The sequence below is a fragment of the Sphingopyxis sp. P1IMeth2 genome (assembly GCF_900185685.1).
Classification (GTDB): Bacteria; Pseudomonadota; Alphaproteobacteria; order Sphingomonadales; family Sphingomonadaceae; genus Sphingopyxis; species Sphingopyxis terrae_A.
Genome location: NZ_FYAT01000001.1, coordinates 626,433 through 638,909, shown reverse-complemented (window position 1 = coordinate 638,909; position 12,477 = coordinate 626,433). Strand labels below are relative to the sequence as shown.

Genomic DNA, 12,477 nt, shown 5'->3' with positions numbered 1-12,477 from the left:
GGGATCCGCTATTCCGGCGCTGTGGGAATGGACCCCGGATCAAGTCCCGGGCGACGAAGAGGGGGCGTAAAATTTCACCCCGCCAGCGCCTTCTGCCGCCGCCGTTGCACCGACGAGCCATAGCCCATCGCCTCGCGATATTTGACCACGGTGCGCCGCGCGATGTCGTGGCCTTCTGCCGACAGCTTCTGTGCGATCGTCTCGTCGGACAGGATCGCCTTGGGGTCTTCGGCCTCGATCATCGCCCTGATCCGGCTCTTGACCGCTTCGGCCGACACCGCGCCGTCGCCCTCGGTCGCCGAAATCCCCGACGAGAAGAAATATTTGAGTTCGAACAGGCCGCGCGCGCAGGAGAGATATTTGTTGCTGGTAACGCGGCTGACGGTCGATTCGTGCATCCCGATTGCCTCGGCGACCTGGCGCAGCGTCAGCGGGCGCATATGCGCGACGCCGTGGAGGAAAAAGCCCTCTTGCTGCTTCACAATCTCGCTCGCGACCTTGACGATCGTGCGTTGACGCTGGTCGAGGGCGCGCACCAGCCAGTTGGCCCCCGCGAGCTGTTCGGATAGCCACGCCTTGCTCTTGGCCGCGGCGTCCTTTGCCAGTTCGGTATAATAGCGGCGATTGACGAGCAGCCGCGGAAGCGTGCCGCTGTTTACCTCGACCGCCCATCCCTTTGCGGTCTGGCGGACATAAAGGTCGGGCACGACCGCCTGCGTCGCGGTGCCGCCGAAGCGCAGACCGGGCTTCGGGTCATAGGCGCGCAATTCGCGGATCATGTCGGCCAGATCCTCGTCATCGACGCCGCAGATGCGCTTGAGCTGGGGGAAGGCGCCCTTCGCCACCAGGTCGAGATGCGCGATCATCGTCGCCATGGCGGGATCGTAGCGGTCGGCCTCGCGCGCCTGGATCGCGATGCATTCGGCAAGGTCGCGCCCGCCGACACCCGAAGGGTCGAAGCTCTGGACGCCCGCGAGCACGGCCTCGACCAGCGCGAGTGGCACGCCGAGCCGCTGCGCCAGCTCGGCGAGCTCGGCGCGCAGATAGCCCGCCTCGTCGATCAGCGCGACGATCTGTTCGGCGACCATCGCCTCGATGCCTGAAAAACGTTCACCGACCTGGGCGAGCAGATGGTCGTAAAGCGTGCCGTCGTCGCCCGCGAAGCTGTCGAAATCGATGCCCTCGCCATCGCCCGACAGCCCCACCGAATCGCTCGCGCTGTCGTGGTGGAATCGTTCCTCGGCAAAATCGACGTCGAGATCGTCGGCGGTACCCGCTTCGGACGACAGCGCCAGGTCGGTGTCGGCGGGCGGGCCGTCGGACGGCGGCGCTTCGTCGCCGCCTTCGTCATCGCCCGGTTCGCGGTCACCCGGCGTCGCATCGAGCAGCGGATTGCCTTCGAGCGCCTCGGCCAGATAGGCTTCGAGTTCGAGGTTCGACAGCGCGAGCAGCTTGATCGCCTGCTGCAGCTGCGGCGTCATCACCAGCGATTGCGACTGGCGTAAATCGAGGCGTGGACCCAACGCCATCGGCGACTACCGCATCAAAGCGAAAAGCCCTCGCCAAGATACAGGCGGCGGACCTCTGGGTCGGCCACCAGCTCGGCGGGCGATCCGGCAAGCAGCACCTTGCCGTCGTAGATGATGCAGGCGCGGTCGACGAGGTCCAGCGTCTCGCGCACATTATGGTCGGTGATCAGCACGCCGATGCCGCGCGTCTTGAGGTCGGCGACAAGGTCGCGGATATCGCTGATCGAAATGGGATCGATGCCGGCGAAGGGTTCGTCGAGCAGCATGATCGACGGGTTGGCCGCGAGCGCGCGCGCGATTTCGGCGCGTCGTCGCTCGCCGCCCGACAGCGCCATCGCCGCCGCGCTGCGCAGCCGGGTCAGGCCGAATTCGTCGAGCAGCTCGTCGAGCCGCTGCTGGCGCGCGATCTTGTCGGGCTCGGCGAGTTCGAGCACCGCGGCGATATTCTGTTCGACCGTCATGCCGCGAAAGATCGAGGTTTCCTGCGGCAGATAGCCAAGGCCCAGGATCGCGCGGCGATACATGGGAAGCGCGGTGATGTCGGCGCCGTCAAGCATGATGCGTCCAGCGTCGGGTTTGACCAGCCCCATGATCGAATAGAAGCAGGTCGTCTTGCCCGCGCCATTGGGACCGAGCAGGCCGACGACTTCGCCTTTGGCGACCGACAGCGACACGTCCGACAGGACGGTGCGCTTGTCATAGCTTTTGGCGATCGAAATAACCGCCAGCCCGTTGCCCGCCGCGGCGTCCTGCTGGACGTGCGCGGTATGCTCGGCGACGCCGTGATTGGTGTCGGAAAGCGTGCCGGCGGTGGACTGGTCGGTCATAGGATCTTCGGTTCCGTTCTGGGTTCCTGTCGCTGCCCCCTTGCGCGCGTTACCCCAGCGACGCAGCGAAGGTCAATCTGGCAAGATTTTTGCAGGCAGATGAGCGGTCAATGCGCCGCCTGCGGCCCGCGTACGACTCCCGACGCCGCAAGCTGACCGTCGATCGCGGCCATCAGCCTCGCGAGCGCCGCTTCGTCCTTCGCCTCGGCGCGGGCGACGAGAACGTCCTGCGTGTTCGATGCGCGCAGCAGCCACCAGCCGTCGTCGGTCAGCACGCGCGCGCCGTCGGTGCGGTCGACCGTTGCGCCCGCCGCGGTCAGCCGCGCCAGAACCTCGTCCACAATGGCGAATTTGCGCACCTCGTCGACCTGGAAGCGCAGTTCGGGGGTGTTGACCATCGCGGGCATTTCGCCGCGTAATTGCGTCACGCTCTTGCCGAGCTTCGTCGCCGCCTCGATCAGCCGGACCGCCGCGTAGGGCGCGTCGTCATAGCCGTAATAATGGTCGGCGAAGAAGATATGCCCGCTCATCTCGCCCGCCAGCGGGCTGCCGGTTTCCTTCATCTTCGCCTTGATCAGGCTGTGTCCGGTCTTCCACATCAGCGGCTTGCCGCCGAGTTCGGCGACCCGGTCGAACAGCGCCTGACTGGCCTTCACATCAGCGATCACCGTCGCCCCCGGCCGTTCCTTCAGCACTGCGGCGGCATAGATCTGCAGCAGCTGGTCGCCCCAGATCACCCGGCCTTCGCCGTCGATCGCGCCAATGCGGTCGCCATCTCCGTCGAATGCGACGCCGAAGTCGAGCTTCTTTGTCGCGACGAGCGCCTTCAGGTCGGCAAGGTTCTTTTCCTCGGTGGGATCGGGATGGTGATTCGGAAAATGGCCATCGATATCGGTGTAGAGGAGATGATGTTCGCCGGGCAGGCGCGCGGTGAGCTTTTCGATCACCGTGCCCGCGGCTCCGTTGCCCGCATCCCAGCCGATGCGGAAGGCGCCGCCGGCAAAACCTTCGACCAGCCGGTCGACATAGGCATCGACGATGTCGATGCTCAGCGCCGTGCCTTCTCCCCCCGGGTTGACGGCTTCCCAGTCGCCTGCCGCGGCCATTTCGCCGATCCGCTGGATATCGGCGCCGAAGAAGGGGCGGCCCTGAAACACCATCTTGAAGCCATTATAGTCGGGGGGGTTGTGGCTGCCGGTTATCTGTATACCGCCGTCCACATCTTCGGTTGATGCGGCATAATAGAGCATCGGCGTCGGCCCCAGCCCGACATTGAGCGCGTCGATGCCCGCAGCGTTGATCCCGGCGATCAGCGCGTCGGCGAGCATCGGCGACGACAGCCGTCCGTCATAGCCGACCGCCACCCGCTTGCCGCCGGCACGTGCGATCAGCGTCGCGAAGCTGCGCCCGATGGCATGGGCGTCCGCATCGGACAGCGTGTCGCCGACCACCCCGCGAATGTCATATTCGCGCAGCATCGTCGGGTGGAATCGATGGGTCATGGATGCCTCTCGGGAGGATGGAGGGTCAGGCGACGGCGAACAGGTCGCCGTCGGGGTGGAGCCGTTCGCGCTGCGGCAGGTTCAATCCCGCCATCGCCTCGCGCAATTCCTGCCGCGCGACGACATGACCGATCCCCATGCCGCCGAGATGCGCCTTGTCGAGCAGGGTGAGGCCGGCCGGGAACAGCTCGCGATAGATCACGCGCTCGCCCAGGCCCGGAATGACGCGAAAGCCGACGCGCCGCGACAATTGGTTCAGCGCTTCGCCGACTCGGCGCATATTGTGCGCGTCGACGTGCTGCAGACGGTTGCGCAGGATGATCCAGTCGATCGTCCGCCCGTCGCTTTTCGCCCGCGCCTTGCGCGTGTCCCAGATCAGTTCGGAGTAGAAGCTGGGTCGGGTGACCTGAAAACTCTCGGGGTCGACCTGACCGATCAGGTCGAAATCGATGAAGCTGTCGTTGATCGGGGTGACGAGCGTATCGGCGGTGGTCGCAAGGTGGCGGGCGAACACATCGTCGCGGCCGGGCGTGTCGGCGACGAAATAATCGACCCCGTCGGCCAGCCGCGCGACCTGTTCGTCGAGTTCCTCGACTGTCGAGCCTTCGAACACCTCGAACTGCGGCATCGGCAGGTCGATCCCGCGGCGCTTGGCGGTGTTGGTGCGGTTTTCGAGATAGCGGTGGAAGGTGCGCTGGCGCGGGTCGAGGTCGATCCCCGCGACGCGCCAGCCTTGGCTCGCCAGCGCGACCGCGAAATGCACCGCGCAGGTCGATTTGCCCGTGCCGCCCTTTTCATTGGCGAAGATGATCCGGTGCGGGGGGGCTTTCGTCATGACCGTTGCGATTTTCCTGTTGGCGCGGCATGGCAGCCGCATGAAGGGCGTATTGGCGCCGCCAATATCGGAGGCAGGGCAAGCGTGCAAATCATCCGTGACATCGCCACGCTCCACCGCGCGGTCGCGGCGCTGAAGCAGGGCGGCAAGAGCGTCGCGCTGGTGCCGACGATGGGCGCGCTGCACGCCGGGCATCTGTCGCTCGTCCGCATGGGCCGCCGCGTTGCCGACCATGTCGTGGTGTCGATCTTCGTCAACCCGACCCAGTTCGGCCCGAACGAGGATTATGCCGCCTATCCGCGCGACGAGGCGCGCGACGCCGCGCTGCTGGTCGAGGAAGGCGTGGCGCTGCTATGGGCGCCCGATGTCGCGACCATGTATCCGGGCGGCCATGCCACGCATATCGAGGTGGCCGAACTCGGCGCCGACTATTGCGGCGCGGCGCGGCCGGGGCATTTCGACGGCGTCGCGACCGTCGTCGCCAAATTGTTCAACCAGGTGCGCCCCGACGTCGCCATCTTCGGCGAAAAGGATTGGCAGCAGCTGGCGATAATCCGCCGCATGGCGCGCGACCTCGATTTCGCGCTCGACATATTCGGCGCGCCGATCGCACGCGATGGCGACGGGCTCGCGCTGTCGTCGCGCAACGCTTATCTGTCGCCCGAACAGCGCGCCGCCGCGGCGGCTTTTCCGGATGCACTCAAGGCCGCGGTGGCGGCAATCGCGGGCGGCGCCGATGTTGCGAAGGCGCTGGCTGATGCCGAGGCGGCAATCGTCGCGGGCGGGTTCGACAGCGTCGATTATGTCGCGCTCGCCGATGCCGAAAGCCTCGAAAGATTGACGATATTCCGCGCGCCGGCACGGCTTCTGGCGGCGGCGCGGATGGGAAAAACGCGCCTGATCGACAATTATGCGGTCGATTGATCAAACGAAAAATTGGCGGATTTCTGTCATTTGCTCCGCCTATGGCCAAAAAATCACCGCGCCATTAACGCTTTGTTGACCATAAGCCGCAAGGTTTGACCCCGAAGTCTCCATGTGGGGTGGAGGCGACAGGGGGTTATCATGGCTAACAGTCTGAAGTCTGCCCAGTATCTGATCGAAAGCCGGCTGCTCGATGCGGCGCGCGGCGATGCCAATGCCTATTTCGACCTTGGCGTGGCCTTCTCGACCGGCACCGGCGGTGTCGATGTCGATCTGATCCAGGCGCATAAATGGTTTAATCTTGCGGCGCTCGGCGGCAATATCGAAGGCCAGCAGTGCCGCGCCGACGTTTCGGCCGAAATGAGCCGCGACGAGATCGCCGAGGCGCAGCGCCAGGCGCGCGCATGGCTCGACGAAACCGCCCGCCGCCCGGCGGCGCGTCGTTACGCCGCCTGATTCCTCAGCCGCTCCGCCGGAACGGCATCTGTCCTTCCAGCCATTGCATTTCGCTTTCCTCGGCCGCCCGTTCGCGTTCCAGAAAGTCCGCGACCGCGCGGCGGAAGCCCGGATCGGCGATGAAATGCGCCGACCAGGTCGCAACGGGGGCATAGCCGCGGGCCAGCTTGTGTCCGCCCTGTGCGCCGGCCTCGACCCGCGCGAGACCGCGCGCGATCGCAAGGTCGATGGCGCGGTAATAGCATAGCTCGAAATGCAGATAGGGAATGTCGATCAGGCATCCCCAATAGCGGCCATAAAGCGTGTCGGCGCCGATCAGGTGCATCGCGCCCGCGACCGGCCGCCCGTCCTGCCACGCGATGCTCAGCAACACCTTGTCGGCCATGCGCGCACCGATCATGTCGAACGCCGCGCGGGTCAGATAGGGATGCCCCCATTTGCGCGCGCCGGTGTCCTGATAAAAGGCCCACATCGCGTCCCAATGTTCGGGGCGGATCGCGTCGCCGCTGACATCCTCGATTCGCAGACCCTGTACCGCGCGCGCGCGTTCCTTGCGAAGCTGCTTGCGCTTTGCCGAGGTCAGCGTGGCGAGGAAATCGTCGAAATCGCGATAGCCGCGATTGGCGAAATGGAACTGGATGTCGCGGCGCAGCAGCCAGCCCGCCGCCTCGAACAGCGGCATCTGGTCGGGCGCAACGAAGGTCGCATGCGCCGACGACAGGTCGTTCTGCCGGACCACCGCCTCGGCCGCGCGCAGCAGCAGCGTCGCATCGTCGGCCTCGGCCGCGAGCAGTCGCGGTCCGGGCACGGGGGTGAAGGGCACCGCGATCTGAAGCTTGGGATAATAAGCGCCCCCGGCGCGCTCCCACGCGTCGGCCCATATATGGTCGAAGACATATTCGCCCTGGCTGTGCGTCTTCAGATAGGCGGGCGCCGCGGCGACGAGTCGGCCCGCACCGTCCTCGACCAGCAAGGGCGCGGGCTGCCATCCGGTCCCCGGCCCAACGCTTCCCGATTCTTCGAGCAGCGCCAGAAAGGCATGACCGACGAAGGGATTGCCGCCGCCCGCCAGCGCGTCCCACGCCGCCGCATCGATCGCGGCGACGCCGGTGCCGAGCGACAGGGTGCGGGTGGGCGGGTCAGCCTCGGCCACGATGGGCTTACGCGGGCTTCACCGCGACGATCGCATCGACTTCGACCGCCGCGCCGAGCGGCAGCACCGACACGCCGACGGCGCTGCGCGCGTGGCGGCCGGCTTCGCCGAACAGCGATTCCATCAGCTCGGACGCGCCGTTCGCGACCTTGGGCTGCTGCGTGAAGGCGGGGTCGCTGTTCACGAACACGCCCAGCTTGACGATCTTTTCGACCCGCGACCAGTCGCCGTCCAGCGCCTTGCCGATCTGGGCGACGAGCATCAGCGCGCAGCGCCGCGCGGCGTCATAGCCGCTTGCCTCGTCGGTGTCGGCGCCCAGCCGCCCGGTCACGACCTGCCCGTCGCGGAAGGGAAGCTGGCCGCTGATATGCAGCAGCCCGCCCGCCTCGACGACGGGGACATAGGCGGCAACCGGCGCGGCGGGTTTGGGAAGCTCGAGGCCGAGGTCGGCGAGCTTGGCGGCAATATCCATGGTGATTCCTTCTGTCTCGATTGGGGGGATTATACGGCTTCCGGCGCCGGGGCCGGAGCCTTTTCGGCAAGCCGCGCCAATATCCAGTCCTGCGCCGCCGCCCAGTCGTCGATACGGGCATGGGCATGGCGCGCGGCGGGTATCTTGTCCGCGATCGCGGGCTCGCCGACCATGTGCAGGCGCCACACGTCGGGCGCCTCGATCGCGACCGAATGATGATGGTTCGCGAGATCGTCGATAAATACCGCGACCGGCGGCCGGCGCTCCTCGATCAGCGCGCGCACCGGCTCGCCCTTGCCGCCGCGGCTGCCGATCACCGGTGCGTCGAGGCCAAGGGCCGCAAGCTGCGCCATGCGCGCCGCCTGATGGTCAGGGCCGACATTGGTCAGCACGACGATGTCGGCATGGCGCGCGATTTCGGCCATCGCGGAAAGCGCGCCGGGAATCGGATATTGGCGCGGCATTTCGGTGCGGAAAAAGCCGTCGAGCAGCGGCCAGACCTCGGCCGCTTCCAGCGGCGTGCCGCATTCCTTGCGCTTCAGCGCGCCGGCGAAACTCGTATCTTCCATGCGAAAGATCACGCCATGTTCCTCGTCGACCCACTGCGCGAACGGGACGACCATGTGCATCAGCACCTCGTCGCAATCGGTGATGACGAGCGGGCGGGTCATGGCATTGGTCCTTCCAGTCCTTCGAGGCGGCGCGCGGCAGCGGCCAAGGCTCCGGCGTCTATATCGAGTGCTTGGGCGCAGGCGACAAGGTCGGGTTCGTGCGCGGCAAGAAAGCCGAGGATCGCCGCCAGCGTTGCGCGATCGCCCAGCGCGGCGCGCAGCCCCTCGGGCGACAGGCCGGTCATTCCAAGCAGCCGTTCGGCCCGCGGCTCGTCGGTCAGGATCCAGCCGAGCGCGTGCAGCGCCAGCGCCGCGTCGCCGTCATTCACGCCGAAAATCCTTCCCTGCGAAGCAATTGTGTCGCGCCGCCGATTCGCCTAAACCGGCCGCGGACGCAAGCGGGGAAAGCTTCAACATCATGGGAAAGACCGTTCTGGTCGTCGAGGATAATGAGCTGAACCTGCGCCTGTTCTGCGACCTGCTCAACGCCCATGGCTATAGCGCGCACCCGGTGCGCGACGGCCGCGATGCGCTCGCCAAGGCGCGCGAAATAGCGCCCGACCTCATCATCATGGACATCCAGTTGCCCCACGTCAGCGGGCTCGAATTGATCGGCCAGATGAAGGCCGACCTGACGCTGCGCGCGGTACCGATCATGGCCGTCACAGCCTATGCCGGGAAGGGCGACGAGGAACAGATTCGCGCCGCGGGTGCCGAGGCCTATGTCTCGAAACCGATTTCGGTCATCAAATTCATCGAAAGTGTTGGCGCTTTCGCCTGATCCTGGTTTCGCGGCACCTGCCGAAGGTAGCTCAGCGATTCGGCGATATGAACCCGGCCGATCGAGGCGGGCCGGCAAGATCGGCGATCGTTCGCTCGAGGCTTGGCATGCGCGTGTAGCCGCGCGCTAACAGCCGCATCGCCTCTGTCGCATGCGCCAGCACCGGCCGCTCCGGTTCGCCGGGTGTCGCGACTGCTTCCGGCAGCTCACCGTCGATCGCGGCATTGGTGCCTCGTTCCCGTGCCTCTTTACAGCATACCAACCAGTTGGTATGTAGGCGCTCATGACCGCGACTCACTCTTCGTCCGACCCGGCTGCGGCCCCTCGCGCACCGCGTGGCAGTGCGCGCGACAGGCTCATCGCCGCCGCCCATCAGGAGGTGCGGCGTCAGGGCTATGCCGCGACCACGGTCGACCAGATCTGCGCCGCCGCCGGCGTGACCAAGGGCGCCTTCTTCCATCATTTCGAATCGAAGGAGGCATTGGCGGTCGCCGCGGCCGAAGCCTGGACCGAACGGGCGCGGCCGATGTTCGACATGCTGCCGCACACGAAGCTGGACGATCCGCTCGACCGGCTGCTCGGCCATATCGATTTCCGCTTTTCGCTGTTGCACGGCCCGGTCGACGGCTTCACCTGCTTCGTCGGGACGATGGTGCAGGATGCCTATGCCACCAGCGAGCCGATCCGGCTGGCGTGCGAGGCGAGCATCGCCGCCTATTGCGAGGCGCTTGCCCCCGACATCGAAGCCGCGATGCAGGCCTATGGCGCACCCGCGGGGATGAGCGCGCTCGATCTCGCGCGGCATATCCAGTCGGTGCTGCAGGGCGGCTTCGTTCTGGCCAAAACCACCAACGACCCGGCGATTGCCCGGGAAAGTGTCGCGCATCTGACGCGTTATGTCCGCATGCTGTTCGGGCGGACCTGACGAAAAATCCCCCCAGGAAGAGGAGTGCCGCCCATGTCCAAGATGATTTTCGTCAACCTGCCGGTTCGCGACCTCGCGAAATCCATGGCCTTCTATGAAGCGCTCGGCTTCACCAACGAACCGCGCTTCACCGACGAGACTGCGGCGGCGATGGTCTGGTCCGACAGCATTTTCGTGATGCTGCTGACGCACGAAAAGTGGAAAAGCTTCACCGATCGTCCGATCCCGCCGACGAGCGCCAGCGAGGTGTCCCTCGCGCTCGCGATGGAGGACCGCGCGGCGGTCGATGCGATGATCGTCGCCGCCGCGGCGCACGGCGGCACCGGTGACATCAACCCGGTGCAGGATCATGGCTTCATGTACGGCCGAGACCTCCTCGACCCCGACGGCCATGTCTGGGGGCCGTTCTGGATGGACCCGGCCGTCGCGAACGGCGAGGCGGCTGTCCAAGCCGCCGGCGCCTAGGCCGCGCGCGCGAGGAGAGAAGCGATGCCCGTCGATCCCGAAGCGCCGATTATCCTCTCGGTCTTTGAAGCTTCGCCAGACCGCGGGCGCGGTCTGGCGCGCGACATGCCCGTGAGATGGGCACTCGAAGAGGCGGGGCTCGCCTATCGCGTCCGTCTGCTGCCTTTCGCCGCCATGAAGCAGCCGGATCATGTCGCGCGTCAGCCATTCGGTCAGATTCCCGCCTATGAGGAGGACGGCCTCGTCCTGTTCGAATCGGGTGCGATCGTGCTGCATATCGCTACGCGGCATGCCGGCCTGCTGCCCGACGACGCCCATGTCCGCGCGCGGGCCATCAGCTGGATGTTTGCGGCGTTGAGCACGGTCGAGCCGCCGATCGTCAACTATGCAATGGCGTCCTTGGCGGAACGCGACAGCGACTGGTACGAAAGGCGGCTGCCGATGCTCGTCGATGCGGTCGACGCGCGGCTCGCCGCGCTCGCGATGCGGATAGGTCATGCCGAATGGCTCGAGGGAAATTTCACCGCTGGCGATCTCATGATGATTGCCGTGCTCCGCCGACTCAAGGCGTCCGGACTGCTGGATGGGCACCCCCGGCTCGCCGCCTATGTCGCGCGCGGCGAGGAGCGGCCAGCCTTTCGGCGCGCCTTCGATGCGCAGCGGGCGCTATTCGCCAAACGGTCCGAGACAGAAGGAGTCTCGTCATGAGCTTTCAGGCCTATCTCGACAATGTCGAGGCCAGGACCGGCAAGTCGGCTGAGGCGCTGCGCGCCATGGCCGTCGAGCGCGGGCTTGCCGACGCGGGCGGGCTTGCCGCGGGTGTGAAAGCGGGCGCGGTGGTCGACTGGTTGAAACAGGATTTCGACCTCGGCCATGGGCACGCCATGTCGATCGTCGCGTTTATCAAGGGCAAGAGGGAGTAGAGCCATGGGGGTCAAATCCGATGCGGCGATCGAAATCACCGCTTTCGACTGGGTACCCGATTTCGCGCGCGGCTTCGTCCGCGACCTGCGTCCGCGCTGGGCGTGCGAGGAAATAGGCGTCGATTATGCCGAGCGGCTGATCAGCGCGGTCAACCGGCCCGCCGATCATTTTCTCGACCAGCCGTGGGGGCAGGTGCCGGTGCTGCGCGACGGCGATGTCCGCCTGTTCGAAAGCGGCGCAATCCTGCTCCATCTCGCCGAAAAGGACGCCGCGCTGCTGCCGCGCGACGCGCAAGGGCGCGCGACGGTGACGAGCTGGCTCTTCGCCGCCTACAACAGCGTCGAACCGCTGATGTTCGAACTGTCGAACATAGAGATTTTCGCGGCGGGCGAGGAATGGGCACGGCTGCGCCGTCCCGGCCTGCTCGAATTCATTCGCACCCGGCTCGGCAAGCTTGCCGAGGCGCTGGGCGACCGGCCGTATCTCGCGGGCGACTTCAGCGTCGCCGATATCGCGATGGCGACGGTGCTGCGAGAAGGCATAGAAGCGGGCGTCGTTGCCGAACATCCGCGGCTCGAAACCTATCTCGCGCGCTGCCTCGATCGCCCCGCCTTCGGCCGTGCGCTCGCGTCGCAGCTCGCGGCCTTCTCCGAGGAGCCGAGCGCCGCATGACCTGATCCCCCTGGAAAGAAAAATGGAGAGAGACGATGACCTATGTCGAAGGCTTTGTGCTGGCGGTGCCTGCCCATGCGAAGGACGCCTATCGCGACCATGCCGCCGATGCGGTGGCGCTGTTCAAGGAATTCGGCGTCCGCCGCCATGTCGAATGCTGGGGCGATGACGTCCCCGTCGGCAAGGTCAACGACTTCCGCACCGCGGTGCAGGCAAAGGAAGGCGAGGAGATCGTCTTTTCCTGGTTCGAATATCCCGACCGCGCGGCGCGCGACGCCGCGACCGAAAAGATGATGAACGATCCGCGCATGCAGGCGATGGGCGCGGCGATGCCCTTCGACGGCAAGCGCATGATCGTCGCGGGCTTCGCCTCGATCGTCGAGGAGGGGCTGGGCGGCCCG

At 66.2% G+C, this 12,477-nt stretch carries 17 protein-coding genes and 1 pseudogene; 9 read left to right on the top strand and 9 right to left on the bottom strand.

Features of this window, described 5'->3' with window-relative positions:
• Nucleotides 1-74 precede the first annotated feature (74 nt).
• The 4 genes from rpoN to P1IM2_RS02930 form a co-directional block, all read right to left on the bottom strand.
• Nucleotides 75-1,529 (bottom strand): RNA polymerase factor sigma-54, encoded by a 1,455-nt coding sequence (gene rpoN, locus P1IM2_RS02945; RefSeq protein WP_186401380.1) that lies wholly within the window; start codon nucleotides 1,527-1,529, stop codon nucleotides 75-77.
• Nucleotides 1,530-1,543: 14 nt separating this feature from the next.
• Complete coding sequence (lptB, locus tag P1IM2_RS02940) at nucleotides 1,544-2,356, bottom strand: LPS export ABC transporter ATP-binding protein (RefSeq protein ID WP_062901258.1); 813 nt, start codon at nucleotides 2,354-2,356, stop codon at nucleotides 1,544-1,546.
• Nucleotides 2,357-2,463: 107 nt separating this feature from the next.
• Nucleotides 2,464-3,858, bottom strand: coding sequence for a phosphoglucomutase/phosphomannomutase PgmG (gene pgmG, locus P1IM2_RS02935; RefSeq protein WP_186401379.1), 1,395 nt, complete (start codon nucleotides 3,856-3,858; stop codon nucleotides 2,464-2,466).
• Nucleotides 3,859-3,883: 25 nt separating this feature from the next.
• Nucleotides 3,884-4,693 (bottom strand): division plane positioning ATPase MipZ, encoded by an 810-nt coding sequence (locus P1IM2_RS02930; protein WP_062769196.1) that lies wholly within the window; start codon nucleotides 4,691-4,693, stop codon nucleotides 3,884-3,886.
• A gap of 84 nt (nucleotides 4,694-4,777) precedes the next feature.
• Here P1IM2_RS02930 and panC point away from each other — a divergent pair, with 84 nt between their 5' ends.
• Entirely contained in the window at nucleotides 4,778-5,617 is an 840-nt protein-coding gene (gene panC / locus P1IM2_RS02925; protein WP_062901255.1) for a pantoate--beta-alanine ligase, read from the top strand.
• Nucleotides 5,618-5,758: 141 nt separating this feature from the next.
• Complete coding sequence (locus P1IM2_RS02920; protein ID WP_062901254.1) at nucleotides 5,759-6,073, top strand: sel1 repeat family protein; 315 nt, start codon at nucleotides 5,759-5,761, stop codon at nucleotides 6,071-6,073.
• A gap of 4 nt (nucleotides 6,074-6,077) precedes the next feature.
• On the opposite strand, the gene P1IM2_RS02915 is transcribed toward P1IM2_RS02920, so the two are convergent.
• Genes P1IM2_RS02915 through P1IM2_RS02900 form a run of 4 tightly spaced genes read right to left on the bottom strand, consistent with a single transcriptional unit; the run spans nucleotide 6,078 to nucleotide 8,638 of the window.
• Nucleotides 6,078-7,226: a GNAT family N-acetyltransferase gene (locus P1IM2_RS02915; RefSeq protein ID WP_062901253.1), complete on the bottom strand. Its 1,149-nt coding sequence runs from the start codon at nucleotides 7,224-7,226 to the stop codon at nucleotides 6,078-6,080.
• Between the two features lie 7 nt (nucleotides 7,227-7,233).
• A complete protein-coding gene (locus tag P1IM2_RS02910; protein WP_003046743.1) occupies nucleotides 7,234-7,698 on the bottom strand; it encodes a RidA family protein in 465 nt (154 codons plus the stop codon).
• A gap of 29 nt (nucleotides 7,699-7,727) precedes the next feature.
• The gene (locus P1IM2_RS02905) at nucleotides 7,728-8,369 is read right to left on the bottom strand and encodes a hypothetical protein (protein ID WP_062901252.1); all 642 of its coding nucleotides are present in this window, start codon (nucleotides 8,367-8,369) and stop codon (nucleotides 7,728-7,730) included.
• The gene (locus P1IM2_RS02900; protein ID WP_186401378.1) at nucleotides 8,366-8,638 is read right to left on the bottom strand and encodes a DUF3572 family protein; all 273 of its coding nucleotides are present in this window, start codon (nucleotides 8,636-8,638) and stop codon (nucleotides 8,366-8,368) included. Before P1IM2_RS02900 ends, P1IM2_RS02905 begins: the two co-directional genes overlap by 4 nt.
• A gap of 89 nt (nucleotides 8,639-8,727) precedes the next feature.
• Here P1IM2_RS02900 and P1IM2_RS02895 point away from each other — a divergent pair, with 89 nt between their 5' ends.
• Complete coding sequence (locus P1IM2_RS02895; RefSeq protein WP_003046733.1) at nucleotides 8,728-9,090, top strand: response regulator; 363 nt, start codon at nucleotides 8,728-8,730, stop codon at nucleotides 9,088-9,090.
• Nucleotides 9,091-9,121: 31 nt separating this feature from the next.
• On the opposite strand, the gene P1IM2_RS18830 is transcribed toward P1IM2_RS02895, so the two are convergent.
• Nucleotides 9,122-9,463 (bottom strand): hypothetical protein, encoded by a 342-nt coding sequence (locus tag P1IM2_RS18830; protein WP_313906779.1) that lies wholly within the window; start codon nucleotides 9,461-9,463, stop codon nucleotides 9,122-9,124.
• Here P1IM2_RS18830 and P1IM2_RS18825 point away from each other — a divergent pair.
• From P1IM2_RS18825 to P1IM2_RS18820, 6 genes and pseudogenes are all read left to right on the top strand, one after another.
• On the top strand, nucleotides 9,374-10,015 hold the full coding sequence (locus tag P1IM2_RS18825; protein ID WP_062901250.1) for a TetR/AcrR family transcriptional regulator: 642 nt from the start codon (nucleotides 9,374-9,376) through the stop codon (nucleotides 10,013-10,015). The two genes, P1IM2_RS18830 and P1IM2_RS18825, sit on opposite strands and share 90 nt — an antisense overlap.
• A gap of 33 nt (nucleotides 10,016-10,048) precedes the next feature.
• The gene (locus tag P1IM2_RS02885) at nucleotides 10,049-10,480 is read left to right on the top strand and encodes a VOC family protein (RefSeq protein ID WP_186401377.1); all 432 of its coding nucleotides are present in this window, start codon (nucleotides 10,049-10,051) and stop codon (nucleotides 10,478-10,480) included.
• Nucleotides 10,481-10,504: 24 nt separating this feature from the next.
• A complete protein-coding gene (locus tag P1IM2_RS02880) occupies nucleotides 10,505-11,188 on the top strand; it encodes a glutathione S-transferase family protein (protein WP_186401376.1) in 684 nt (227 codons plus the stop codon).
• A complete protein-coding gene (locus P1IM2_RS02875) occupies nucleotides 11,185-11,403 on the top strand; it encodes a DUF4287 domain-containing protein (protein ID WP_186401375.1) in 219 nt (72 codons plus the stop codon). The genes P1IM2_RS02880 and P1IM2_RS02875 overlap by 4 nt, the downstream gene beginning before the upstream one ends.
• Before the next feature lie 4 nt (nucleotides 11,404-11,407).
• A complete protein-coding gene (locus P1IM2_RS02870; protein WP_186401374.1) occupies nucleotides 11,408-12,076 on the top strand; it encodes a glutathione S-transferase family protein in 669 nt (222 codons plus the stop codon).
• A 35-nt stretch (nucleotides 12,077-12,111) separates the two neighbouring features.
• Nucleotides 12,112-12,459, top strand: a pseudogene (locus P1IM2_RS18820) (DUF1428 domain-containing protein); the annotation flags it as partial.
• Nucleotides 12,460-12,477: the final 18 nt, after the last annotated feature.